23 protein-coding genes are annotated in these 25,283 nt (G+C 68.5%); 20 read left to right on the top strand and 3 right to left on the bottom strand.

Annotation, left to right across the window (positions count from 1 at the left end; genetic code table 11):
• The first annotated feature begins 144 nt into the window (after positions 1–144).
• The 6 genes from M6D93_RS08770 to M6D93_RS08795 are packed head-to-tail and all read left to right on the top strand — an operon-like array spanning position 145 to position 7,150.
• Positions 145–1,704: a uracil-xanthine permease family protein gene (locus M6D93_RS08770; protein WP_249773975.1), complete on the top strand. Its 1,560-nt coding sequence runs from the start codon at positions 145–147 to the stop codon at positions 1,702–1,704.
• A complete protein-coding gene (locus tag M6D93_RS08775; protein WP_249773976.1) occupies positions 1,701–2,573 on the top strand; it encodes an FAD binding domain-containing protein in 873 nt (290 codons plus the stop codon). The genes M6D93_RS08770 and M6D93_RS08775 overlap by 4 nt, the downstream gene beginning before the upstream one ends.
• On the top strand, positions 2,570–3,100 hold the full coding sequence (locus M6D93_RS08780; protein WP_249773977.1) for a (2Fe-2S)-binding protein: 531 nt from the start codon (positions 2,570–2,572) through the stop codon (positions 3,098–3,100). Before M6D93_RS08775 ends, M6D93_RS08780 begins: the two co-directional genes overlap by 4 nt.
• Positions 3,097–5,511, top strand: a complete 2,415-nt coding sequence (gene cutA / locus M6D93_RS08785) for an aerobic carbon-monoxide dehydrogenase large subunit (RefSeq protein WP_249773978.1) — start codon at positions 3,097–3,099, stop codon at positions 5,509–5,511. The genes M6D93_RS08780 and cutA overlap by 4 nt, the downstream gene beginning before the upstream one ends.
• Complete coding sequence (locus M6D93_RS08790) at positions 5,508–6,212, top strand: SRPBCC family protein (protein ID WP_249773979.1); 705 nt, start codon at positions 5,508–5,510, stop codon at positions 6,210–6,212. Before cutA ends, M6D93_RS08790 begins: the two co-directional genes overlap by 4 nt.
• 14 nt (positions 6,213–6,226) lie before the next feature.
• A complete protein-coding gene (locus M6D93_RS08795; RefSeq protein ID WP_249773980.1) occupies positions 6,227–7,150 on the top strand; it encodes a carbon-nitrogen hydrolase family protein in 924 nt (307 codons plus the stop codon).
• A gap of 13 nt (positions 7,151–7,163) precedes the next feature.
• Here the strand turns inward: M6D93_RS08795 and M6D93_RS08800 are convergent, their stop codons facing one another.
• On the bottom strand, positions 7,164–7,724 hold the full coding sequence (locus M6D93_RS08800; RefSeq protein ID WP_249773981.1) for an NUDIX domain-containing protein: 561 nt from the start codon (positions 7,722–7,724) through the stop codon (positions 7,164–7,166).
• 138 nt (positions 7,725–7,862) lie between these two features.
• On the opposite strand from M6D93_RS08800, the gene M6D93_RS08805 reads away from it, so the two are divergent.
• Positions 7,863–9,983: a hydantoinase/oxoprolinase family protein gene (locus M6D93_RS08805; protein ID WP_249773982.1), complete on the top strand. Its 2,121-nt coding sequence runs from the start codon at positions 7,863–7,865 to the stop codon at positions 9,981–9,983.
• Positions 9,980–11,890: a hydantoinase B/oxoprolinase family protein gene (locus M6D93_RS08810; protein ID WP_249773983.1), complete on the top strand. Its 1,911-nt coding sequence runs from the start codon at positions 9,980–9,982 to the stop codon at positions 11,888–11,890. The genes M6D93_RS08805 and M6D93_RS08810 overlap by 4 nt, the downstream gene beginning before the upstream one ends.
• Before the next feature lie 6 nt (positions 11,891–11,896).
• Here the strand turns inward: M6D93_RS08810 and M6D93_RS08815 are convergent, their stop codons facing one another.
• Entirely contained in the window at positions 11,897–12,757 is an 861-nt protein-coding gene (locus tag M6D93_RS08815; RefSeq protein ID WP_249773984.1) for a hypothetical protein, read from the bottom strand.
• A gap of 215 nt (positions 12,758–12,972) precedes the next feature.
• Here M6D93_RS08815 and M6D93_RS08820 point away from each other — a divergent pair, with 215 nt between their 5' ends.
• From M6D93_RS08820 to M6D93_RS08845, 6 genes are all read left to right on the top strand, one after another.
• Positions 12,973–14,118 carry a CaiB/BaiF CoA transferase family protein gene (locus M6D93_RS08820; protein ID WP_249773985.1) on the top strand — a complete coding sequence of 382 codons (1,146 nt, stop codon included), beginning with the start codon at positions 12,973–12,975 and terminating at the stop codon, positions 14,116–14,118.
• Positions 14,119–14,209: 91 nt separating this feature from the next.
• Positions 14,210–15,145 (top strand): carbamate kinase, encoded by a 936-nt coding sequence (locus M6D93_RS08825; RefSeq protein WP_249773986.1) that lies wholly within the window; start codon positions 14,210–14,212, stop codon positions 15,143–15,145.
• 110 nt (positions 15,146–15,255) lie between these two features.
• Positions 15,256–16,365: a barbiturase gene (bar, locus tag M6D93_RS08830; protein WP_249773987.1), complete on the top strand. Its 1,110-nt coding sequence runs from the start codon at positions 15,256–15,258 to the stop codon at positions 16,363–16,365.
• A 233-nt stretch (positions 16,366–16,598) separates the two neighbouring features.
• Positions 16,599–16,862 (top strand): phosphoribosyl-ATP diphosphatase, encoded by a 264-nt coding sequence (locus M6D93_RS08835; protein WP_249773988.1) that lies wholly within the window; start codon positions 16,599–16,601, stop codon positions 16,860–16,862.
• A gap of 15 nt (positions 16,863–16,877) precedes the next feature.
• Entirely contained in the window at positions 16,878–17,723 is an 846-nt protein-coding gene (gene hisG / locus M6D93_RS08840) for an ATP phosphoribosyltransferase (RefSeq protein ID WP_347343592.1), read from the top strand.
• A complete protein-coding gene (locus tag M6D93_RS08845; protein ID WP_249773990.1) occupies positions 17,720–18,202 on the top strand; it encodes a PH domain-containing protein in 483 nt (160 codons plus the stop codon). The genes hisG and M6D93_RS08845 overlap by 4 nt, the downstream gene beginning before the upstream one ends.
• Before the next feature lie 38 nt (positions 18,203–18,240).
• On the opposite strand, the gene M6D93_RS08850 is transcribed toward M6D93_RS08845, so the two are convergent.
• Positions 18,241–18,855, bottom strand: coding sequence for an antibiotic biosynthesis monooxygenase (locus M6D93_RS08850; RefSeq protein ID WP_249773991.1), 615 nt, complete (start codon positions 18,853–18,855; stop codon positions 18,241–18,243).
• A 504-nt stretch (positions 18,856–19,359) separates the two neighbouring features.
• On the opposite strand from M6D93_RS08850, the gene infC reads away from it, so the two are divergent.
• The 6 genes from infC (at position 19,360) to M6D93_RS08880 (ending at position 25,262) form a co-directional block, all read left to right on the top strand.
• Positions 19,360–19,935 (top strand): translation initiation factor IF-3, encoded by a 576-nt coding sequence (gene infC / locus M6D93_RS08855; protein ID WP_430667222.1) that lies wholly within the window; start codon positions 19,360–19,362, stop codon positions 19,933–19,935.
• Between the two features lie 63 nt (positions 19,936–19,998).
• On the top strand, positions 19,999–20,193 hold the full coding sequence (rpmI, locus tag M6D93_RS08860; protein ID WP_249773992.1) for a 50S ribosomal protein L35: 195 nt from the start codon (positions 19,999–20,001) through the stop codon (positions 20,191–20,193).
• Positions 20,194–20,282: 89 nt separating this feature from the next.
• Positions 20,283–20,678 carry a 50S ribosomal protein L20 gene (gene rplT / locus M6D93_RS08865; RefSeq protein WP_249773993.1) on the top strand — a complete coding sequence of 132 codons (396 nt, stop codon included), beginning with the start codon at positions 20,283–20,285 and terminating at the stop codon, positions 20,676–20,678.
• A gap of 20 nt (positions 20,679–20,698) precedes the next feature.
• The gene (locus tag M6D93_RS08870; protein WP_249773994.1) at positions 20,699–21,493 is read left to right on the top strand and encodes a TrmH family RNA methyltransferase; all 795 of its coding nucleotides are present in this window, start codon (positions 20,699–20,701) and stop codon (positions 21,491–21,493) included.
• Positions 21,494–21,553: 60 nt separating this feature from the next.
• The gene (gene pheS, locus M6D93_RS08875) at positions 21,554–22,690 is read left to right on the top strand and encodes a phenylalanine--tRNA ligase subunit alpha (RefSeq protein WP_249773995.1); all 1,137 of its coding nucleotides are present in this window, start codon (positions 21,554–21,556) and stop codon (positions 22,688–22,690) included.
• Position 22,691: 1 nt separating this feature from the next.
• On the top strand, positions 22,692–25,262 hold the full coding sequence (locus tag M6D93_RS08880; protein ID WP_249773996.1) for a phenylalanine--tRNA ligase subunit beta: 2,571 nt from the start codon (positions 22,692–22,694) through the stop codon (positions 25,260–25,262).
• The last annotated feature ends 21 nt before the right edge of the window (positions 25,263–25,283 follow it).

Below are 25,283 nucleotides of genomic sequence, written 5' to 3' on the forward strand. Positions count from 1 at the left end.
CGCCCGCCGCCCCGCGTGTCACCAATGATGACGCGATCTTTCGTCAACACTCCACCATGTCGATGAACGGTTGATGTCAATAGCGTCCCAGCACAGCCAGACCGCACCAGTTCTCCGTACAGCCCGTCTCCCGAGGAGGCCGTGATGGCAGCGTTCGGATGGAAGTTGGCCTACGAGGGAAGGACCCCGCCGCCGGGTGGCGTCGTCAAGCCGGACGAGCGACTGTCGTGGGCGAGGATGGGTGGCCTGGGCGCGCAACACGTCGTAGCCATGTTCGGCGCCACCTTCGTGTTTCCGGCGATCATGGGGCTCAATCCCAACCTCGCGGTGATGATGTCGGGCATCGCCACGATCATCTTCCTGTTGATCGTCAAAGGGCGCGTTCCGTCGTACCTGGGGACGTCGGCCTCCTTCGTCGCCGCGGTCGCGGCCATCCGCGCACAGGGCGGAGATTCCGCGCACGTCACCGGCTCGATCATGGTTGCCGGTCTGATCCTCGCCGTGGTCGGCGTGATCGTGCACTTCGGCGGGAGCCACTACGTCCGCGCGATCCTGCCGCCGGCCGTCACGGGTGCCGTCGTGATGCTCATCGGGTTCAACCTGGCGACGGTCGCAACCACGACGTACTTCCCGACGGAGCAGTGGATCGGACTGCTCACCGCGGCCTTCGTGACCGCCGTCGCCGTGCTCACCCGAGGTTTCATCAGCAGGATCGCGATCTTCCTCGCGCTGATCTTCGGCTACCTCATCTCGTGGATCGCCGACCGGATCAACGACGTGCCCAAGTGCGGTGGCCAGATCGTGGCCGCCTGCACCGGCACCGGCCACCGCATCGACTGGAGCGGGGTGAAAAGTGCCCACTGGATCGGGTTGCCCAAGGACATCGTCAGCCCGACCTTCGGCCCGCTCACCGGCCCGCACCTGCCCGACTTCAAGTTCACCTTCATCCTGCTGGTGATTCCGTCGGTCATCGCGTTGCTGGCCGAGAACGCCGGGCACGTCAAGGCGGTTTCGGAGATGACGGGCGATGACCTGGATCCCTACCTCGGCCGGGCCTTCATCGGTGACGGTGTGGGCACCGCGCTTGCCTCGTTCGTCGGTGGCTCGCCGACGACCACCTACGCCGAGAACATCGGTGTCATGGCCGCGACCAGGGTGTACTCGACGCTGGCGTACTACATCGCCGCCCTCGTCGCGATCCTGTTCGGCTTCTGCCCGAAGTTCGGCCAGCTGGTCGCGTCCACGCCGAGCGGGGTGCTCGGCGGCATCACCTTGGTGCTCTACGGCATGATCGGCCTGCTCGGGGCCAAGATCTGGGTCGAGAACCGGGTCGATTTCGCCAACCCGATCAACCTGGTTCCGCTGGCCGCGGGCATCATCGCCGGTATAGGGAACCTGGCCATCAAGTTCACCAACACCTTCTCGATCACCGGTATCGCCGCGGGCACCCTGATCGTGCTGATCGGCTACCACGCGGTGAACATCCTTGCGCCGATGGTGGGAACCGCGCGCCGTGACGACCTCACCGAGACCGACACGACGGTCGGGCCCGCGGGCGGTGGCCCAGCGACCGGGCGTGATTCAGCGGCAGCCGGCGGTTCGGCGGCGCCCGCGCGGCCCGGCCGTTCGGCCGCACCGACGCGGCGCGGACGCGACGAGCCTGGTCGTACGGGGCCTTCCGCGACGGGAAAGACCACCGGGTGAAGCCAGCCGCCTTCGACTACAGCCGTCCGGACACGCTGGCGGACGCGCTCGACGTCCTCGCCCAGCGAGGGTCGGACGGCAAGGTGCTGGCGGGTGGCCAGAGCCTGTTGCCGATCCTGTCGATGAGGCTTGCCGCGCCGAAATATCTGATCGACATCAATCGAGTCGCGGGTCTGGACGGGATCGGTGTCGATTCGGCAGGCGTTCGGATCGGGGCCCTGGTGCGGCACGCCGCGCTGGAGCGGCACCGCGACGCCATGCGTTCGCAGCCACTGCTGTCGATGGCGTTGCGCTTCGTTGCTCACCCCACCATTCGCAATCGTGGGACGAGCCTGGGCAGTATCGTGCACGCCGACCCGGCGGGCGAGTTGCCGGCGGTGCTGGCCGTGCTGTCGGGCACCGTCACCCTGATGTCCAGCCGGGGCCGGCGGACCGTCGCGGCCTCGGACTTCTTCGCCGGGCCACTGGAATCCACCATCGAACCGGGGGAACTGGCCGTCGAGGCTTTCTTTCCGGGGTTGGCCGCCGGGTCGGGAGTGGCTTTCGCCGAAGTGTCGCGTCGCCACGGTGACTACGCGATGTGCGGGGTTGCCGCCCGGGTCAGCCTGGACGACGATCGTAGGGTGGCCGAGGCTCGGGTGGCGTACCTGTCGATGGCGGGCACCCCGCTCGTGCTCGACCTGAGCCCGGCGCTGGCAGGCCGGGGCTACGACTCGGATCTGCCGGACCTGGAGGAGGCCGTCGACGCCGGGGTGGATCCGGAGGCCGACATCCACGCCAGTGCGGCCTACCGGCGACAACTGGCCCGAGTCCTGACCCGGCGAACCGTGGCCGAGGCCGCGCGGCACGCCGCCGGAGTCGGCGCATGAGCGAGCGTCGGCACGAGATATCCCTGCTGGTCAACGGCATTCCCCATAAACTCGAAGTGCCTGGGCGCAGGCTGCTCAGCGATGCCCTTCGCCACGACCTGGGCTTGACCGGCACTCACGTCGGCTGCGAGCACGGAGTCTGCGGTGCGTGCACCGTTCTCGTCGGGGGCGTGCCGATGCGGGCTTGCCTGCTGCTGGCGGTGAGCATGGACGGTGAGTCCATCACCACCGTCGAAGGACTCGCCGCGCCGGACGGAACGCTGTCGCCGGTCCAACAGGCGTTCAGGGACTGCCACGGCCTGCAGTGCGGATTCTGCACGCCGGGCTTTCTCACCACGATCACCGCGGGTCTGCAGGACACACCGGCACCGTCGCAGGAGCAGGCGCGCGAGATGATCGGTGGAAACCTCTGCCGTTGCACCGGGTATCAGAACATCGTCGCCTCGGTGCTCCGCGCCGCCGAGCTCACCGCCGAACGCACGGCCGAACACACCGCCGAACGCACCGCCGCGGGTGAGCTCGGATGACCACGAGAATGGTCGGCGAACCGGTCAAGCGCGTGGAGGATGCCCGATTCCTGCGGGGTGAGGGACACTTCCTCGACGATCTCGGATCGGAGGCCGCGGAGATCGCAGTGGTCCGTTCGCCTTTCGCGCACGCCCGGATCCGCGACATCGACGTGAGCGCCGCGCTCGACTGTGACGGTCTGCTGGCCATCTACACCTACGACGATCTGACCGGGCCGCTCGCCGAACCGCTGCCGCTGCTGATCCCGCACCCGTCGATCACCGCGGGACGTACGCAGTACGCGCTGGCCAAGGACGAGGTCAACTACGCCGGTGAAGCGGTGGCGGTCGTGGTGGCCGAGAACCGTTATCTGGCCGAGGACGCGGCATCCCTCATCGTGGTCGACTACGAGCAATTGCCTCCGGTGGTCGGCATCCCCGCCGCCCGCGCGGCCGAACACCTGGTGCACGATGACGCCCCGGGCAACGTTGCCGCGCATTTCGTCCAGGAGGTCGGCGATGCCGCGGGAGCGATCGCGGTTGCGCCGCACCGGCTGTCGCTGTCGCTGGCCGTCGAACGTTCGGCCTGCACCCCGCTGGAGGGCCGGGGCGTCCTGGCCGTCTGGGACGAGGCAGACCATCGACTGCGGGTCTGGACCTCGACCCAGACCTCGACCGGAGTGCGCGCGGCTGTCGCGGCCAAACTCGGTCTGGATCTCGGCAGCGTCGAGGTGATCACCCCCGACGTGGGCGGAGGATTCGGCGTCAAGATCGTGCATCCGTGGCCGGAGGAGGTGCTCGTTCCGATGGCCGCGCGGTTGCTGGGTCGAGCCGTGAAGTTCACCGAGGACCGCCGAGAGCACTTCATCTCCTCTGCGCACGAACGAGGCCAGTTGCAGGAGATCGAGGTCGGCTTCGACGATCGAGGTCGCGTCCTGGGACTGTCGGTGCGGTTCTGGCACGACAACGGGGCCTACCTGCCGTACGGGCTCATCGTCCCCATCATCACCTCGACCCAGCTCCTCGGCCCGTACAAGCCCGGGGCCTATCGGGTCGAGTTCGATTCGCTCTACACCAACACCGTGATCGTCACCCCGTACCGAGGTGCCGGACGCCCGCAAGGGGTGTACGCGATGGAGCGCACCATGGATGCCATCGCGGCCGAGCTCGGTCTGGATCGGGCCGATGTGCGGGCCGAGAACTTCATTCAGCCGGAGGAGATGCCCTACGATCACGGGCTGATCTTTCAGGACGGCCGGCCGCTGGTGTATGACTCCGGCGACTTCCCGGCCTCCCTGGCCAAGATCAAGGCGCTGGTCGGATGGGACGACTGGGCCGGCTTCAAGGCCGAGGCCACGGCCGCCGGACGCAAGGTCGGCCTCGGCCTGGCCTGCTACGTCGAGGGCACGGGCGTGGGTCCCTATGAGGGCGGACACGTACAGATCGAGACCTCGGGCAAGGTCAAGGTATCCACCGGACTGACCACGCAGGGCCAGGGCCACCAAACCGCCTTCGCGCAGATCGTCGCCGACGAACTCGGAGTGTCGATGGACCAGGTCGAGGTGGTCACCGGCGACACCCGCAGATTCCCTTATGCCGTCGGTACCTTTGCCTCCCGAGCCGCGGTGATGAGCGGCTCGGCTATCGCGCTGGCCGCCCGAAAGGCCCGGACGAAGGTGCTGAGGGTGGCCGCGGAGGCACTGGAGGCATCCCCGGACGACCTGGAGATCTCCGACGGGGTTGTGCGCGTCAAGGGTTCTCCGGGCGCGGAGATCTCGTTGGGCACGGTGGCCGTGCTGTCCAACCCGCTGCGCTACGCCTTCGACGAGGCCTCCAAGGCCGCCACCCAGTTCGTGGTCGGAGACCCGGACAAGCCGCCGGTCGACGAGGACGACGAGCCCGGTCTGGAGGGCCGTGACTACTACTCGCCGCTGAGATCGACCTTTGCCAACGGTATGCACGCGGTCATCGTGGAAACCGATCCGGCCACGGCCGAGATCACCATCCTGAAGTACTGCGTCGTGCACGACTGCGGGACACTGATCAATCCGCTGATCGTAGAAGGCCAGGTTCACGGCGGGGTGGCTCAGGGAGTCGGCGGTGCGCTCTACGAGCGGATGGCCTATGACGAGGCAGGGCAACTCCAGAACGCCTCGTTCATGGACTTCCTCATGCCCTACGTCAGCGAGGTTCCGCGCGGGATCGAGATCGATCACCTCGAGACCCCCTCGCCGCTGAACCCGTTGGGGATCAAGGGCGCTGGTGAGGCCGGCGTGATCCCCAGCGCGGCCCTGTTCGCCTCGGCCATCTCCGACGCCGAAGGATTCGCCATAACCTCGATGCCGATCTCGCCCTCGGACCTCTTCGAGTTGCGACGCCGCCACGAAGGCGCCCAGGCCGCCATCCCCGACCGCAGTGAGGACGCACGATGAAGGTAGCCGGACAGGCCACTCTGCACGCCCCGGTCGACCGGGTCTGGGCCGCGCTGAACGATCCTGCCGTGTTGGTGGCGACGATCCCTGGCTGTGAGCGGCTGGAGGCGACAGGCCAGGACACCTACGCCATGACGGTGAGCGCCGGAGTGGCGGCGATCAAGGGCACCTACGCCGGGACCGTCGCCCTGTCCCGGCAACGGCCACCGAGTTCCTTCCTGATGTCGGCCTCGGGCGCGGGTGCGCCGGGCACGGTGTCGGCGGACGTGCAGGTGACGCTGAGTGAGTCCGATGGCACGACCACGGTGAGCTATGACGCCGACGCCGTTATCGGCGGCGTGATCGGTGGTGTCGGCCAGCGGATGCTCGTCGGCGTGGCCAAGAAGCTGGCGGCCGAGTTCTTCGCCGCCGTCGACGAGGCCCTGGCCGGTCGGGCGGCACCGGCCGCCAAAGCAGCTTCAGCAGCCTCAGCATCGTCGGTCTCCTCAGCCACGCGACCGGCCGACTTCGGGGGGCCGTCGGAGACTGCGGGGGTCTTCTTGCGGGCCGATGCGCCCGAGCGGGCCTCGATGCCCGGCCCGTTCGGGGTGGCCGCCGCCGGGGCCGTGCTCGGTGCGGCGATCGCGTTGCTGGGTGTGTTGCTCGGGGCCCGAGTGGCGACGCGCGTCGGCCCGCTGTCACGACGCCTTTCCGGTTCCTGAGGCATCCTGGTTCCATGCGCGCCTTCACCGCCGCCGCCGTCCAGCTCGCGCCCTCACCGGGGCCCCTGACTGCGCAGTCAATTGCCGCCAACACGGCCCGGGCCGTCCACCTGTCCCGGCGCTGTCATGCCGAGACGGGCGCCGACCTCATCGTGTTGCCGGAATCGGTCACCACCGGATTCACGCCGGGTGTGGACTCGGAGTCCCTCTGGGATCTGGTCAGCGAGATCGGCGGTGAGATCACCGCCCCGTACCAACGCTTGGCGGCCGAACTCGGCGCGCACCTGGTGCTGGGCACCTACGAACGTGGCCCGCAACGCGGCATCGTCTACAACGCGGCCGTCGTGCTGGGCCCGACCGGTGCGGTGCTGGGGGTCTACCGCAAGACCCACCCGTTCGCCACCGAGCGCGCTGACCGCGGCGGCTGGGTCACGCCTGGGGAGGACACCCTCGTCGTGGATACCGAACTCGGTTCCATCGGGGTGATCATCTGCTTCGACGGCGACTACCCGGAGCTGTCGCGCATCACCGCGATCCAAGGCGCGGAGATCATCGTGCGGCCATCGGCGCTGCTTCGTTCGGCCGACCTCTGGGAACTCACCAACCGCGCCCGGGCCTATGACAACCACGTGTTCCTGATCGGGTCGAACGCGACCGGAGTCGATCCCGCGGGCGTCATCTACTTCGGCAACTCGATGATCGTCACGCCGACCGCCGAGGTCATCGCGCGGGCGGCCTCGCACGAGTGCTGGGTGTCGGCGCGCCTGGATCCGGAGACGGCGATGACGACCCTCACACCGGGCTCGTCCGTCGCGCAGTCTTTCGACCATCTCGCTGATCGCAACCTGGCCCTGATCCGCAAGCACGCCGATGTCCTGCTCGCCGACGCGCGTTCGCCCCTGGCCAAGCACCCGGTTCCGGCGGGCGTCGCCGAGTAGGCGGCCCGCTCGCTCAGGCCAGCCCGGCGACTCCGGGCTCGCGCACCGTGAGCAAACCCCAGGCGGTGACGGTGTGTGCGTCGGCGACGATGCCATCGGCGATCATCGTGCGCAGTTGCGAGCGGGAGAACCACTGATGAACCATGTCGGCCTCGGTGCGCTCGCGATGCGGTTCGCCGTGTTGCAGCTCGCGCGCCAGATAGATGTCGAAGCCCTGATTGGAATAGCCGTAGGCGGCGTACTGATGACCCAGATGCGTCCAGTCACCGGCTCGCGCGCCGACCTCCTCGTACAGTTCGGCCTGGGCCAGCGCCAGCGACGGACCACCGACGGCGCCGACCGGCCAGCCGCCCTGGGGGAATTCCCACTGTCGGCGGCGAACGGTGTACCGATACTGCTCGACCAGCCAGAAACCATCGTCCTCATACGGCACGATCAGGGCGAAGTCCCGCTTGTCGATGTAGCTGTACAGGCCGGGGTGGCCGTCGGCGTAGCGGATCTTGTCTTCCAAGACGCGCAGGTGCGGGCTTTCGTAGGCAACCCGGCTGGATTCGGTGGAGATGGTCTCGGCCATGGCCGCCATGCTGCCAGCCGTGCCCGCCCGACTCGGGAGGTCCACTGCGAGCCGACGCCAGGGTGACTGAACCCGTGCGAGTCGATTCGGCAGATGATGCCGACGAGTTCGGCGTGTTTCGCCCGGTTGACTGGATGCATGGTCGAACAGCGGATCCGGGTCGGCATCGACACCGGTGGCACCTTCACCGATGTGGTCGCCCTCGATGAGAACACCGGCCGGATGGTGACGACCAAGACCCCGTCGACGCCCGCGAACCCCGCAGACGGATTCCTGGCCGGTATCGACAAGGTGCTGGCGCTGTTGGGCATCGCGCCGGCGCAGGCGGGCGCTGCGCTGAGCGCCGTCTCGCACGGGACGACGGTGGCGACCAACCAGCTGCTCGAGGGCAGGGTCGACGTGATCGGGTTCATCACCACTGCCGGCTTCGAGTTCTTGCTGGAGATCGCCCGGCAATCGGTTCCCGACGGATATGGCAACAGCTACTTCTGGGTCAAGCCCGACCGCATCGTGCCCGTCGATCGGGTGCGCACCGTCGAGGGCCGGCTGGACTACACCGGTGCCGAGGTTCGCCCGTTCGACGAGGTCGGGGCGCGCCGGGTGGCCCAGTGGTTTCGGGACCAGGGAATCGACACCGTCGGCGTGTGCTTCCTGCACTCCTACGCCAATCCGACCCACGAGGAGCGGATGCGACAGATCCTGGCCGAGGTCCACCCCGAGTGCGTCGTGTCGATCTCGTCCCAGGTGTTGCGGGAGTATCGCGAGTACGAACGCGCCATGACCACGCTGGTGGACGCGGCGGTCAAGCCCAAGGTCGCGCGCTACGTGAACGCGATCGCGCAACGACTGCAGGCCTTCACCGCTGCCTCGGCCCAGGAGCCGGGCCGGACCGATCGAGTGGTCCCGTTCTACGTGATGAAGTCCAACGGTGGGGTCCTGTCGGCCGAGGAGGTCGTTCACCAGCCGATCACGACCGTGCTCTCAGGTCCAGCCGCAGGGGCGCTGGGCGCCGCGCTCATCGCGAGCAACGCCGGTTTCGACCGGGTGCTGACCTGCGACGGCGGCGGCACGTCCACCGATGTCTCGGTGGTCATCGGTGGTGAGCCCACGCTCACCACCGAAGGCTCGGTCGGCGCCTTCCCGTCGAAGATTCCGATGATCGACGTGGTCACCGTCGGTGCCGGTGGCGGCTCGATCGCCTGGATCTCCGCCGATGGCGCGCTCAAGGTCGGGCCACGCTCGGCCGGCGCCGACCCGGGCCCGCTCTGTTATCGGCGCGGTGGCACCGATGTGACCATCACCGATGCGCACCTGGTGTTGGGGCGAATCCCGGCGCACCTGCTCGGCGGGGAGATCCCGCTCGGGGTCGACGAGGCTCGCGCGGGACTGGTCGAACTGGCCGGCCGGTTGGCCTTGTCGGTGCCCGACTGCGCCAAGGGTGTACTGGAGATCTCGGCCTGGAACCAGGCCAATGCCCTTCGGCAGATCACGCTCAAGCGCGGCCTGGACGTCCGTGACTTCGTCCTGACCACGTTCGGCGGATCGGGGTCGTTGCTGCTGTGTCGCCTGATCGACATCCTCGGACTGCAGGGCGTGCTGGTGCCGCCCAGCCCGGGCAACGTCTCCGCCTTCGGATTGCTGACGGTGGACGTCAAGAACGACTACGTCCAGACCGCGATCGCCAAGCACCGCGAACTGAAGCCGGACGACGTGCGCGCGGTCCTGGACACCCTGACCGAGCAGGCCGCTGACGCGCTGCGTCGGGAGGGGTTCGCGCCGGCCGAGCGCCGGTTCGTGCCGACCGCGGACCTGCGGTACTTCGGGCAGGCCTTCGAGGTGCGGGTGCCGTTGGCGGCGCCCGTCGACGAGGCCTCGGTGGAGCAGGCGGCGCAGGCGTTCCACGATGCCCACCGGAGCCTGTACGGCTACGACTTCCGTGGTGACAGCGCGCAAGAAGTCGAGTGGGTGAACCTACGGGTCTCCGGCATCGGCCCGATCACGCGCCCGCAGCTCAACCGCTTGCCCGCGCGGGACGGCTCCGCCGAGCGAGCCCGGACCGGGTCGCGCGACGTCTGCTTCGACGAGGGGTATCAGCCGGCGGATCTGTACTGGCGACCGGATCTTGCGCCCGGTGACGAGGTTCGGGGGCCGGCCATCATCGAAGAGTTCGGATCGACCGTTCCGCTGCATCCCGGCTTCGTCGCTCGCGTGGACGATTTCGGCAACCTTCTGATCAGCACCGAGGGGAGGCAGCTGTGACCGGCGCGCATTCGGCTTCGTTACGAGCCGACCGTGGGGCCGGGATCGACCCGATCGTCCTGGAGGTCGTGCAGGGAAGTCTCGCGGCCGTGGAACTGGAGGTCGAGACCGCGATCGCTCGCACGTCGCGGTCGCCGATGATCCGCGACGCCCACGACTTTCGTGCCGGTATCCACGATCGCCTGCTGCGCAAGCTGACGGGCCGGTCCTATTCGGCACTGGTCCATCCGGTCGCGCGGGACTTTCCGCTGGCCGGCATGCGTCCGGGCGATGTCTTCTTCCACAACGATGTCTATCGCTCTGAAGGTGGCATCGGGCACCTGCCCGACCTGTGCGTGACGGTGCCGGTGTTCGCCGAGATCGAGGGCACGCCGACAGTCGTCGCCTTCGTCCAGGCTTTCGGTCACCACGATGACATCGGTGGTGCCGTGCCCGGATCGATGCCCTCGCACGCCACCAGTGTCTTCGAGGAAGGGCTGATGGTGCCGCCCATTCGGCTCTGGGACGCGGGTGTGCCCAACCGGGCGGCCCTGACGATCATGACTCGCAACTCCCGGATGCCCGAGTCGCTGGCCGCCGATCTGGACGCCGAATGCTCGGCGTGCCTGATGGGGGCACGTCGGCTGGGCGAACTGTTCGACCGCTACGGCGTGGCGACGGTGGAGGCCTGCTTCGATCAGATCGTCGACCGCACCACCGAGACCTACCGCCGAGACATCCTGTCCAAGATCCCGGTGGGCACCTGGACCTGGGAGGACTACGCCGAGCACGACGGGGTGGAGGAACCGAAGCTGCACACCCAGCGCATCACCTTGACCCGCACCGGTGCCGATGATCCCGGCGGGGAAAGGCTGATCCTCGACTTCGCCGGCACCGCCCCGCAGGCCAAGGGTCCGATCAACCATTGCGGCGACTATGCCGAGGGGAACTTTCTGAAGAAATGGTTGGCGCCGATCCTGCGCAATCTGGCCGACACCCCGGAGCGGATGGCCGAGCTGGACGTCAACGAAGGTGTGGTACCGCTGATCGAGATGCGCTTCCCGCCGCCGGGGACGCTCCTGACCCCGGTGTTCCCGGCGCCGACCAACGCCCGCACCTTTGTCATCCTGCGGTTGCTCGGCGTGCTGGCGGGAGTCGTCGCCAAGGCCGTCGACGGTCGCATGCCGGCCGACCAGGAAACGATTCGTTACACCGGCGTGTACGGCACCGACCGGGACGGAAACCCGTACCTGATGCGTGAGGTTCTCGGCGGTGGATCCGGCGGCCGGTACTACGCCGACGGTGAGGACACCATCCACGTGGTTCCCGACTCCCGCAACCTGCCCAGCGAGTTCACCGAGGCCCGTTTCCCCTTCCGGATCGAGCGATTGGGGCTGGCCGTCGATTCTGGGGGGGCCGGTGAGTACCGGGGTGGTCTGGGGTACGAGAAGCACATCCGGATGCTGGCCGACGCCCATTTCATGTCCATCGCCGATCGGTCCATCCTGGCCTGCTGGGGCGTGCGCGGAGGCCGCGCGGGGCAGCCCTTCTCGGTCACCATCGACCCGGGAGGCGAGCACGAGCGGGTGGTCGACGCGCTCGCCGACGCCGAATTCGTCCGGGCCGGCGAGGTCATCCGGATCCGGACCACGGGCGGCGGGGGATGGGGCGATCCGCTTCAGCGTGATCCGGCGGCAGTCCTTCGGGATGTGCGTTGGGGCAAGGTGTCCACGGCCTCGGCCGAGGCTGACTACGGCGTCGTGCTCAACGGGCCGGCGGAGGAACCGGCAGTCGACGAGGTCGCGACCGGCGCGCGCCGGGAGCAGCTTCGAGCCGGCCGCCCAGGCAACCAGCCGTTCTTCGACCGGGGGCCGGGCTATGCGCGGCTGAGCGGGGGTGCGGCGTCGAGCGAATACGACTGGCGGTGAGTTCGCTCAGAACGGCCGTTCCGGTTCCGGGGAGAGCTCCCGCAGCGGCACGGCGCTGACCGGGCCGCCCCGGTGGTGCAGCAGGAGTTTGGCGGTGTCAGCATCACGGGCGAGGGCGGTGGCCTCGATGTCGCTACAGGGCGTGTCGTCCCCGGCCAGCCGGGGAAAGATCTCGCCGACCGTGCGGACCGGATGGCCGGCGAGCACGACCTCCTCGACGATCGACATACGGCGGAGGTCGATGATGTGCAGGCGTCCGTTCTCCGACGGCCAGCAGGCGTAGCCGCCCGGTAAGACGTGGACGTCGGGTCCCGGCTCGTCCCGCGTGTTCTGCGGCCAAGCCAGCACGCCCAGTTCCTCCTGTGCGGGCCAGCTGATCCGGCGCAGCACGAGGTCGTCGCACGCCAGGAACCAGCGGCCGTCCGGACCGAAGCGCGCCGGGCCGCAGTCTTCGGCGGCCAGGGCCCGTACCTGGACCTGGACCTCGACCTCGACCTGGACCTCGACCTGGACCTCGACCTCGACCTCGACCTCGACCTGTCCCTCGACCTGGACCTCAACCCCGACCTGGACTGGCTCCGCTATGTGCGCCAGCCAACTCTGGGTCCCGTCCTGCCCGGCGCTGACCCAGATCACGGCCTGACCGCGGAGCGGATGCGGGTGCACGCTCACCTCGGAATCACCGAAATGATCAGGAAAGCGCGCGTGAGCCAGGGTGTGTGGCGACGCACCGACGGTCCGCACCTCGACCCCGATCTCCTCGCCGAGGCTGCGAACCGTCAGCACCTGTCCGTCACCGATCTCGATCTGCCGAGGGGGCAGGGGATCGGGGATGGCCTCCGCTGGCCGGGGCCGGATTTCTCGCACCCGACCATTCACTCATGAACTCGGGTGCGGAGCTGGCAAGAGCTGCCCATAGCTGCTCCGCGTCCAGTTCCTAAGATCGAGCGATGGGTGCCGAGTTGCCGGGTCAGTCCGAACGTCCGTCCGAAAGTCCGTCCGGAGGTCCGTCCGAAAGTCCGTCCGGAGGTCCGTCCGAAAGTCCGAACGAAGGTAGGTGGGCCGGTCCGCTCGATGGTCTGGTGGTCATCGATCTCTCGCGTGCGCTGGCGGGGCCGCACGCGGCGATGATGCTCGGCGATCAGGGGGCGCGGGTGATCAAGATCGAAGCGCCCGGCCACGGCGATGACACCCGCGGCTGGGGACCGCCGTTCGTTCAACCGGCCGTGGGCGAGCGGGAGTCGACGTACTTCCTGTCCTGTAATCGGAACAAGGAGTCGGTGACCCTGGATCTCAAGAGCGCCGAGGGGGGCGCCCTGCTGACCCGGCTTCTCGGCCACGCCGACGTGCTGGTGGAGAACTTCCGCACCGGGGTGCTCGATCGGCTCGGCTTCTCCATGTCGCGGCTACAGGAGATCAATCCGCGGCTGGTGGTCCTGTCGATCACCGGCTTCGGGCACGACGGGCCGGAGGGGGGCCGGTCGGGCTATGACCAGATCGCTCAGGGCGAGGGCGGGCTGATGTCGCTCACCGGGCCCTCGATGGACGAGCCGACCAAGGTGGGGGTGCCGATCGCGGATCTGCTCGCCGGGATGTACGGCGCGTACGGGGTGGTAGCGGCGCTGCACGAACGCGAGCGCACCGGACGGGGCCAGATCGTGCGGACCTCCCTGCTCGCCGGCATCGTTGGTGTGCATGCCTTTCAGGCAACCCGTTACACCGTTGCCGGCGAAGTCCCCTCGGTGGCCGGGCGGCATCACCCTTCGATCTGTCCCTACGGGCTGTTCAACGCCGCCGACGGGATGGTCCAGATCGCCGTGGGCAGCGAGTCCCTCTGGCGTGCCTTCGCGCCTGCTTTCGGGCTGGACCGGCCGGAATGGGCGACCAACGCCGACCGGGTCACCGAACGCGACGCGGTCGTCGCGGCGGTGGAGGGTGCCTTCGCCGCCTTCGACCGTGTCACTCTGATGCAACGCCTGGCCGAGCTCGGCACGCCGGCCGGCCAGGTCCGCAACCTCGCCGAGGTCTACACCTGGGAGCAGACCCGATCGCAGGGGCTGCTGATCGATGTCGAGCACGCCAGCCTCGGGACCCTCACGCTGCCGGGTCCACCGTTGCGTTACGACGACCAGCCGCCGACTGTGCACCGCGCTCCACCTACCTTGGGCCAGCACAACGAGTCCGTCCGGCAGTGGCTGGACTCGGTCGAGACCTCACCGGCGCCGTGACCCGTCCGGGCGAGGTTCGCCAACAGATTCGATCTGCTTGGGCGAACCTCGCCGGTGCCGGGCTGGTGGCTGATTGAAAGAGTTTTCAGGTATGCGGCTGGTGATCGCCCTCGGGGGGAACGCGATGACCGGCGCCGACGGCAGCGCCCGCCCGGAGGACCAGCGCCAGGCCGTCGAGGCGGCGGCCGAGCCGATCGCGCAGCTGGTGACCGCCGGCCACGAACTGCTGCTCACTCACGGCAACGGTCCCCAGGTCGGCAATCTGCTCGTCAAGAACGAACTTGCCGCGGCTGTCGTCCCGCCGGTGCCACTCGACTGGTGCGGAGCTCAGACCCAGGCCACCATCGGCGTGCTGCTACTGAACGCCCTGGACCGCGCCCTGGCTGCCCGGCAGAGCACCGTTCGCACGGCCACCCTGGTGTCGCGGACGCTGGTGGATGCCGCCGATCCTGGCTTCACCACCCCGTCCAAACCGATCGGTCGTTACCTGAGCGCAGCCGAGGCCGAGGTTCTCATCGCTCATGGGCAGTACTTCGAGGATCGTGGCGAGCGAGGATGGCGGCGCATGGTTGCCTCGCCCGAACCCGTGGCGTGCCTGGACTCCCCAGCGGCCGTAGCGCTGCTTGCCGCCGGGTTCGTGGTCGTCAGCTCCGGCGGCGGCGGCGTGCCGGTCATCCGGACGGCCGCCGGAACCATCGCCGGTGTCGAGGCCGTGATCGACAAGGACCTGACCGCCGCGGTGCTGGCCGAGCAACTCGAGGCCGACGTGCTGATCATCGCCACGGACGTCCCGCACGTGGTCCTGGGGTGGGGCGGCGATCACCCTCGACCTCTGGGCGAGGTCACCGTCGCCGAACTACGGCAAGCGGCCAGGCGTGGGGAGTTCGCCGGCGGCAGCATGGGACCGAAGGTCGAGGCGGTGTGCCGCTTCACCGAACGCACCGGCCGTCCCGCGATGATCACGGCCCTGGCCGACATCGCCCAGGCCGCCGCCGGAACCGCAGGCACCCGGACCCGGGCCGCTTGACGCAACGTCCACGACGAACTCCTCAGCCCAAACCGCCGAACCAGCCGAAGCAGCCGCACCAACCGATCCAGAAAGACCAACCGCTCCAGCCGATCCAGAAAGGGAATACCGTGGCCGATCCGATCGAGGTCCGCAAGGTTCCGATCCACAGCGTTTCCGACGCCAGCGAGTTCGCCAAGCTGATCGACGCGGGGGTGCTCGATGCCGACCGGGTGATCGCGATCATCGGCAAGACCGAGGGCAACGGCGGCGTGAACGACTACACCCGCATCATCGCCGACCGCGCGTTTCGTGAGGTGATCGTCGCGAAGGGATCGCGCAGCGCGACCGACGTCAAGCAGATCCCGATCGTCTGGTCCGGCGGAACGGACGGAGTCATCTCGCCGCACGCGACCATCTTCGCCACCCTCGATCCGGCGACGGTCCAGACCACCGACGAGCCTCGTCTGACCGTCGGTTTCGCCATGAGCGAGGTATTGTTGCCCGAGGACATCGGCCGTACCGCCATGGTCACCAAGGTCGCCGCCGCCGTGCGAGAGGCGATGCAGCGTGCCGGGATCACCGACGTCGCCGACGTGCATTACGTACAGACCAAGACACCGCTGCTGACGATCGACACGATCTCCGACGCCAAGCGCCGCGGACACGACGTGTTCACCGAGGACACCCTGCATTCGATGGACGTCTCCAACGGCGGCACCGCGCTGGGCGTCGCGGTTGCTCTCGGGGAGATCGAGATGCCCACCGACGCCGAGATCATGAAGGACCGCTCGCTCTATTCCTCGGTGGCCTCCTGCTCCTCCGGCGTGGAACTGGACCGGGCTCAGGTCGTCGTCGTCGGCAACGCGCGCGGCCTGGGCGGCAACTACCGGATCGGCCACTCCGTGATGAAGGACGCGCTCGACGCGGACGGGATCTGGGACGCGATCCGCGGTGCCGGGCTCGAACTGCCCGATCGCCCACACCCGTCAGACCTCGGGGACCGACTGGTCAACGTGTTCCTCAAGTGCGAGGTCAGCCAGGACGGAGCGGTCCGTGGCCGGCGCAACGCGATGCTCGACGACTCCGACGTGCACTGGCATCGGCAGATCAAGGCCGCCGTCGGGGGCGTCGCGGCCTCGGTGACGGGGGATCCCGCGGTGTTCGTATCGGTTTCGGCAGCCCATCAGGGCCCGGATGGCGGCGGCCCCGTCGCCGCCATCATCGACACCACTCGTTAGACCGGCACGGCCTACCCCGTTGAGGTTGCCCTTGTTGCGGGGCCTACCCCGTTGAGGTTGCCCTTGTTGCGGGGCCTACCCCGTTGAGGTTGCCCTTGTTGCGGGGCCTACCCCGTTGAGGTTGCCCTTGTTGCGGGGCCTACCCCGTTGAGGTTGCCCTCGTTGCGCGACGCGCCCCACGACGCACGACCTCCACAGAAGGTCGTGACTCGTCGCCGGTAGGCTCACCGGCGATGAAAACCTTCGACCAGCTCTTCGCCGAGCTGACCCAACGCCAGACCGAACGGCCTCCCGGGTCGGCGACCGTGGTCGCTCTCGACGACGGTGTCCACGCGCAGGGAAAGAAGGTCGTCGAAGAAGCAGCGGAGGTGTGGATGGCCGCCGAGCACGAGTCGGCCGACCGCACCGCCGAAGAGGTCAGTCAGCTGCTCTACCGCGTGCAGGTGTTGATGCTGGGCAAAGGCCTCACCCTCGACGACGTCTACCGATACCTGTGAGCGCGAATGAGTGAATTGTTGCGGATCGCGGTGCCCAACAAGGGTTCGCTGTCCGAACCCGCCAGTCAGATGCTGCGCGAGGCGGGATATCGCCAGCGCGCCGACTCCAAGGAACTCGTCTTCGCTGACCCGGACAACGGCGTGGAGTTCTTCTTCCTGCGACCCCGAGACATTGCGATCTACGTCGGGTCCGGCCGCCTCGAAGTGGGCATCACGGGCGAGGACCTGCTGCTGGACTCCGGCGCCGAGGCCGACGTCGTGATCAAGCTCGGCTTCGGCGGCTCGACGTTCCGCTTCGCCGCGATGGCCGGATCGATGACATCGCTGGCGGAGCTCGCCGGCAAGCGCATCGCGTCGGCCTACCCGGGTCTGCTCGATCGGTACCTGTCCGAGCACGGGATCAGCGCGCAGGTGATCAAGCTCGATGGCGCCGTCGAAACCGCCGTCCGCCTCGGGGTCGCCGACGCCATCGCTGACGTCGTCGAGACCGGCACGACATTGCGCAACGCCGGCCTGGAGATCTTCGGCGACCCGCTCCTGCGGTCCGAGGCTGCGTTGATCCGGCGCGCCGGAGCCCCCGCCAATGGGCAGGTCGAGCAGCTCGTCCGTCGCCTGCAGGGGGTCTTGATCGCGCGCCAGTACGTGCTCATGGACTACGACGTCGCCGACGAACTGCTCGAGAAGGCGGTCGCGGTGACGCCGGGCTTCGAATCTCCGACCGTATCGCCGCTACGGACCGCCGGGTGGTCGGCGGTTCGGTCGATGGTGCCCCGCAAGGACACGAACCGGATCATGGACGAGTTGTGGGACATCGGCGCCCGCGCGATCCTCGTCACCGACATCCACGCCTGCCGGTTGTGAGTGCGGTGTCCGATGCCGTCGAGGGCTCCCTGGTGGTGCGTGCGCGGCCGATCAGATCGGCCCGGATTGCCACGGTCTTCGCGGTGGTCGTCCTGCTCGCGTTGAGCGTTGTCGCAATCATTCTGCCGCGCACCGCCGACGGCACGCCGTTCACCGGAGTCGACCAGTTCGGCGTATTCGGTGTCGGCGTCCTGATCGCGGTCGGCATCCTCAGCTTCCACCGTCCCCGGCTGCGGGCCGATGCCGCCGGCGTGGACACCCGCGGATTCCTCGGCGGGTTCAAACACGTCGACTGGGATCTTGTCGTCGCCGTGGAGTTCCCGCCCAAGGTGCGCTTCGCCCGTCTCGTGCTGCCCGGCGACGAGCTGGTCCCGCTCTACGCCGTGCAGCGCGGGGACGGCGATCATTCCGTCGAGGTCATGGACGGGCTTCGGTCGCTGCACGCCCGCTACGGACGGGGCGCCCGCGGAGCACGCTGAGCTGACGCGGCCCGGTCAGCGGTCGCTCACCGGCCCGGTCAGCGGTCGCTGAAACGCCGTCCCTGCAACCACCACTCGAGCCGGGCGGTGATCCACGGGAGCAACAGATAGGTCATGATCGGCGTCAGGATCAGGGTGGTGACCAGAACCCGTAGCGCAACGTTCACGCCCACATTGGCCAGCCACCGGCCCAGAGTCAGGGTGGCGACCAGGTTGAGCGGGAAGAACACGATCCAGATCGTGCTGGCCTGCTTCCAGCGCGGTGGAGCGGCCCGCACATCATGGTCGACCGACTCTTGCTCGGCAGGCGGGTCGAACCATCCTTCGATGCCCGTGCGCCGCTCCGTGCGGGTGTGCTCGACCAGGCCGTGGGCGGTCCGAAGCCACCAAGCGCGCTGCGGCGATCCTTCCCACGCCGCCAGTGAATGGGGGCTGTCGAAGCGGTAGAGCATGTGCCACTCGTCCGAGCCCGGGCCGGAACGGACCCAGCCACCGCCGAGGTAGCCGGTGAACTGCTGGGCCATCGAGATTCCGGCCTGCACCCAGGCCAGCATCTCCGCCGTGTGGGACGGGTGCGCTCGCCGGGTGATGGCGACGGTGACCGGTACCGGGTTGCCCGTGTCCGTCCCGCCGACGGTGAGGGGAGTGGTCATGCCACCATTCTCTCCGCTGAGTCGAGCCGGTCCCACTAGCCTTCGCCGGGCCTCTCCCCGCGAATGGGCACTTCGGCCGCGAATGGTCGGTTGTAACCGCCCATTCGGCGCCGGACTGCCCATTCGCGGGGAAGAGACAGGCGCGGACGAACTCCGCCCAGCACCCATCGCAATTGGGTGGTGCGGCGATGCGCTGCTAGTCTGATGGACGCGACCCGTCGTTTCCCGGAGCCTGTGCACCGGGTGGCGATGTGCAAGCGGAAGCCGTCGAGTTTCCCACCCGAGCAGGTCATTCCAGCCGGGTACGGTCCTGCGAGTCCCTTCGGGGTCTCGTGCTGCGGCATCCGCGGCCCGCAAGGGCTGCCGGACGTCGCTGGATCGCGGACACTTCTCGGCCCCGACTGCATACGGTGCAGCGGGGCCTTCGTGTTTCTGCCGTTTCTTCGAAGAACGGACAGGACGCACTCGGCCCGGCGTCAACGAAGTTCCAACCTAGGAGGCCCCATCAGCTCTGAACCCCGGATCAACGACCGGATTCGTGTTCCCGAGGTCCGCCTTGTCGGTCCCGAAGGCGAGCAGGTCGGCATCGTGCCGATCGGCAAGGCCCTCGAACTGGCCGCGGAGGCAGATCTCGACCTGGTCGAGGTAGCGCCGATGGCGCGCCCGCCCGTCTGCAAGCTCATGGACTACGGCAAGTTCAAGTACGAGAGCGCGCAGAAGGCCCGGGAGGCGCGTCGCAATCAGGCGCTGACCGTGATCAAGGAAATGAAGCTTCGCCCGAAGATCGATCCGCACGACTACGAGACCAAGAAGGGTCACGTCGAGCGGTTCCTGAAGCAGGGCGACAAGGTCAAGATCACGATCATGTTCCGTGGCCGTGAGCAGTCTCGTCCCGAACTCGGGTTCCGACTGCTGCAGCGGTTGGCCGAAGACATCACCGAGCTCGGTTTCGTGGAGTCCTCACCCAAGCAGGACGGTCGCAACATGATCATGGTCGTGGCACCGCATCGCACCACCAAGGCCACCAAGCCGGCTAAGGAAGCGCAGTCAGCGCAGGCTGGCGACGAACAGCCGGTGTAGCGGACTCGGTCCCGATTTTCTCGGGGCCGACAGCCCGTCGCATCGACAACCGAAGGAAGACTCATGCCCAAGAACAAGACTCACTCCGGGATGAAGAAGCGCGTGAAGGTCACCGGGACCGGCAAGCTTCTGACCGAGAAGGCCGGCAAGCGCCATCTGCTTGAGCGCAAATCGTCCAAGCTCACCCGCAGCTTGACCGGCACCCGCGAGGTCGATGCCCACGACGCCCCACGCGTCAAGCGGATGCTCGGTCGCTGACCGATCCCTCACCTGCTCATCCAGACCCGCCTGACCAGGCGGTCCGTCCCGGACCGAACCGGCAGGCCTGAAAGAACAAGGACACCAACGTGGCACGCGTCAAGCGGGCGGTAAACGCCCATAAGAAGCGCCGTAGCGCCCTCGAAGCCGCCTCCGGCTACCGCGGTCAGCGGTCTCGGCTGTACCGCAAGGCCAAGGAGCAGCTGCTCCACTCCGCGACCTACAGCTACCGGGACCGCAAGGACCGCAAGGGCGACTTCCGTCAGCTGTGGATCACCCGCATCAACGCAGCGGCCCGCGCCAACGACATGACCTACAACCGTTTCATCCAGGGCCTGCGGCTGGCCGGCGTCACGGTCGACCGCAAGATCCTGGCTGACCTGGCTGTCAACGACGCCCCGGCTTTCGCCGTGCTCGTGTCGGTCGCCAAGAAGGCCGTCGAGGCCGAGGGCATCGGCGGCCCGGTGGCCACCGACGCCGCCTAGTCCACCCAGCACAGAAGTTCGTGCTGTCGGATTCCAACGCCCGGCTCGCCGCGGCTCGTCGACTGATCAGTCGGCGCGGTCGCGGCGAGGCCGGGCGTTTCCTTGCCGAGGGCGCGCAGGCCTTCGGCGAAGCGATCGGCCGCGCGGACCTCGTGCTGGAGGCGTTCGCGACATCCGAGGCGATGGCCCGACATCCCGAGCTCATCGCGGCCAGCCCGGTACCCGTTGCCGAGATCAGTGAGAAGGCGGCCGCCGCGCTGAGCGAGACGGTTTCCCCGCAAGGTCTGGTGGCGGTCTGCCGGACGCTGGATATCGACCTGTCGACCGTCCTGGACAAGCGTCCGCGGCTGCTGGCCGTCCTCGTGGAAGCCAACGAACCCGGCAATGCCGGCGCGATTCTGCGCACCGCGGATGCGGCCGGCGCGGACGCGTTGGTACTGGCCGAGGGTTCGGTGGACGTCTACAACGGCAAAGCGGTCCGCGCCAGCGCGGGCAGTCTGTTCCACCTGGACGTCGTGACCTATGCGGAGTCCGGGCGACAACTCCTCGACCAAATTCGAGCTGCCGGAGTTCAGACCCTGGCCACGACCGGTTCGGCCGAGCACGACCTCGACGACCTGATCGACGCCGGTACGCTCGCCGCCCCGACGGCATGGATGTTCGGCAACGAGGCGCGCGGATTGCCGCGGACCGTCGTCGAGGCGTGCGACCAGTCCGTACGGATTCCGATCCACGGACGGGCCGAGAGCCTCAACCTGGCGGCGGCCGCGGCCGTATGTCTCTACGCCTCGGCCCGCGCCCACCGACGGAATTGACCGGTTACCGCTCACTAGACTTGATCCGACTCGCTCTACGAACCGATTCGAAGGACTCTGATGTCTGGCGCCAACGATCTCTACGACCCGAAACAGGTCGCCGCGCTGTCCGATGACGCGCTGGCGGCCGGCGTCGAGGCGGCTCGGCAGGCGTTCGACTCGGCGGCCGACCTCGAGGCCCTCCACCAGGCCCACACCGCGCATATCGGCGACCGTTCGCCCCTCGCGCTGGCCAACCGGGAGATCGGCGCCCTGCCGCCTGCGGCCAAGGCCGACGCCGGGCGGCGCGTCAACGCGGCTCGCTCCGAGGTTCGCCAGGCCCACGCCCAGCGACTCGTCGTGCTGGAGTCCGAGCGCGATGCGCGGGTGCTCGTCGAAGAGACGGTGGATGTCACCCTGCCGAGCGACCGCCGTCCGCTCGGGGCGCGGCATCCCCTGACCACCATCCAGGAGCGCGTTGCGGATGTCTTCGTGGCGATGGGATATCAGGTCGCCGAAGGGCCGGAGATCGAGTCCGAGTGGTTCAACTTCGATGCCCTGAACATCGGCGTCGACCATCCGGCGCGCTCGATGATGGACACGTTCTGGGTGCAGCGGCCGGACGCCGGCAGTGAATCCGGCAGCGCCGACAGCGGCCTGGTGTTGCGTACCCACACTTCGCCGGTCCAGGCCCGCACCATGCTCGGCCAGCAGCCTCCGATCTACGTGATCTGCCCGGGCAAGGTTTTCCGCACCGACGAGTTGGACGCGACCCACACCCCGGTGTTCCATCAGGTCGAGGGCTTGGTGGTCGACGAGGGCATCACGATGGCTCATCTGAAGGGCACCCTGGATCATTTCGCCTCCGCCATGTTCGGTCCGGGCATCGGCACTCGGCTCCGCCCCTCGTACTTCCCGTTCACCGAACCGAGCGCGGAGATGGACCTGATCTGCTTCGTCTGCCGCGGTGACTCGGTCGGGAATCCCGACCGCCCGTGCCGGACCTGCGGTTCAGAGGGCTGGATCGAGTGGGGCGGCTGCGGCATGGTCAATCCGCGAGTGCTGCAGGCCGCGGGCATCGACTCGCAACGGTATTCCGGCTTCGCCTTCGGGATCGGAATCGAGCGCACGATGATGTTTCGCAACAACGCCGCCGACATGCGCGACATGGTCGAGGGTGACGTCCGGTTCACCGCCGCATTCGGAATGGAGGCCTGAGGTGCGAGCCCCGATCTCGTGGTTGGCCGATCACGTCGACCTGCCCGCCGGCCTGAGCCCACGTGCGATCGGCGATGCCCTGGTGCGCGTCGGTCTCGAGGTTGAGAAGGTCGAATCGGCCGCCGAGGGCATCACCGGTCCGATCGTCGTCGGGCGCGTCCTGTCCTTCGAGGCCGAGGAGCAGAAGAACGGCAAGACGATCCGTTGGTGTTCGGTCGACGTCGGCGAGTCCGAGCCCCGTGGAATCGTCTGCGGTGCGGCCAACTTCGCCGTGGGCGATCTGATCGTCGCGGTCCTGCCCGGCGCTACGCTGCCGGGCGGGTTCGAGATCAGTGCCCGCAAGACCTACGGGCACGTCTCCGACGGCATGATCTGCTCGGCCCGTGAGCTGGGGATCGGCGAGGACCACTCGGGGATTCTGGTGCTCGATCCGGACGCGGCCAAGCCTGGTGATGACGCCCTGTCCGTCCTCGGTCTGGACGACGCCGTCCTCGACATCGCGATCACCCCGGACCGCGGCTACTGCCTGTCCGTGCGCGGCTTGGCGCGTGAGGCGGGGGCGGCGCTCGGGGTGCCGTTCCACGACGTGACGGTGACCGTGCCGGTCATCGACGGTGACGCCTACCCGGTCACCGTGTCGGACTCGGCGGGCTGTGACCAGTTCTCCGCACGCGCGGTCACGGGTCTGGACCCGGCTGCCGTGACGCCGTCGTTCATCGCCAACCGACTCCGTGCGGCGGGCATGCGTTCGATCTCCCTCACCGTCGACGTCACGAACTATGTGATGCTCGAGACCGGCCAACCCCTGCACGCCTTCGACCGCGCCCGGCTTGCCGGAGAACTCGTCGTTCGCCGCGCCGAGCCGGGGGAGAAGCTGACGACCCTGGACGGGTCGGTGCGGGTCCTGGACCCGGACGATCTGGTGGTCACCGACGACTCGGGCGCGATCGCGCTTGCCGGCGTGATGGGCGGTGCGAGCACCGAGATCGGGACGGCGACCACGGACGTGGTTCTCGAGGCCGCGCACTGGGATCCCGCCTCGATCTCGCGGGCCGTGCGGCGGCACAAGCTGCCCTCTGAGGCCGCCAAGCGTTTCGAGCGCGGCGTCGACCCCGCCATTGCGGCGGTCGCTTTGCAGCGCTGTGTGGATCTGCTGGTCGAGTACGGCGGCGCCGCGCCGGCACCGGGTTTCACGGTGGTCGGTGACGGGCCCGCGGTGCCGTCGATCCCTTTGAGTGTCGAGCTTCCGGCCACCTTGTCCGGGCTCGACATCTCGGCGGACACAGTGCGCGCGCGCCTGGAGCAGGTCGGCTGCCTGCTCGATACGGCCGAGACCTCAGAGTCCGCACCTGCGGATGAGCAGACCGACCCGGCTGGCCGGCCGGTCGAGGCAGGAACGAGCCGAACCAGGGCCGGCGCGCACCACCACCCGGTCCGCACCTTGTCGGTCCGTCCGCCGTCCTGGCGTCCCGACCTGACCGACCCGGTGGATCTCGTGGAGGAAGTCGTTCGGCTGGAGGGCTATGACCGCATCCCCTCGACGCTGCCGCCGTCCCCGGCGGGGACCGGGCTCACCGAGGCGCAGCGGGTGCGTCGCGCGATTTCGCGTGCGCTCGGCAGCGCGGGATACGTCGAGGTCCTGAGCTATCCCTTCGTTGCCCCGTCCGTGCACGACGCGTTCGGGCTGCCGGCCGACGATCCGCGGCGCCGGGCGGTGCGGCTGGTCAATCCGCTCTCCGACGCCGAGCCTGAGATGCGCACGTCGCTGCTGCCTGGCCTGCTGGCAAACCTGGCGCGCAACGTCGGTCGGGGTAACCGCGACCTCGCGTTGTTCGAGACGGGCCTGGTGTACCAGCAGTCCTCCTCGGGCCGCGCGGCGCCGCGCCCGGGCGTCGAGCACCGGCCCAGCGACGAGCAGCTCGCAGAGATCGCGGCGGCACTGCCGATCCAACCGCGGCACGCGGCCGTCGTGTTCGGCGGCGAGGTCGAACTCGCCGGTTGGTGGGGGCCGGGCAGGCCGGCTGACTTCTCCGACGCGGTCGAGGCGGCTCGGGTCATTGCGCGGGCCGCACGAGTGCGGTTCGAGGTGCGAGTCGGCAATGTTGCTCCGTGGCATCCTGGCCGCTGCGCCGAACTGTTCCTGGACGGGACCTCGGTCGGGTACGCCGGCGAGTTGCATCCGCGCGTGGTCGCCGAACTCGGCCTGCCCGCGCGAACCTGCGCGATGGAGTTGGATCTGGACAAGTTGCCGGTCCCGGTTCCACCGGTCGCTCCTGAGCTGTCCGCGTTCCCTCCGGTGCTGTTGGATCTGGCTCTGGTTGTGCCGTTGGAAGTCTCGGCGGCCGACCTGACGGAGACGTTGCGTGCCGGTGCCGGCCAGTTGCTGGAGTCCATCCGCCTGTTCGATGTCTATGCCGACGCCGCGCGACTCGGATCCGGGGTGAAGTCGCTGGCGTTCGCGTGCAAGTTCCGCGCCCCCGATCGCACCCTGACGGTCGAGGACGCCACCCTCGCTCGGGACGCTGCGGTTGCGGCGGCCGCGCAACGTTTCGGGGCGCGGCTGCGCGCCTGATCGGTCGCGGTCGGCCGGCGA

It is taken from the genome of Jatrophihabitans telluris (assembly GCF_023516435.1).
GTDB classification, from domain to species: domain Bacteria; phylum Actinomycetota; class Actinomycetes; order Mycobacteriales; family Jatrophihabitantaceae; genus Jatrophihabitans_A; species Jatrophihabitans_A telluris.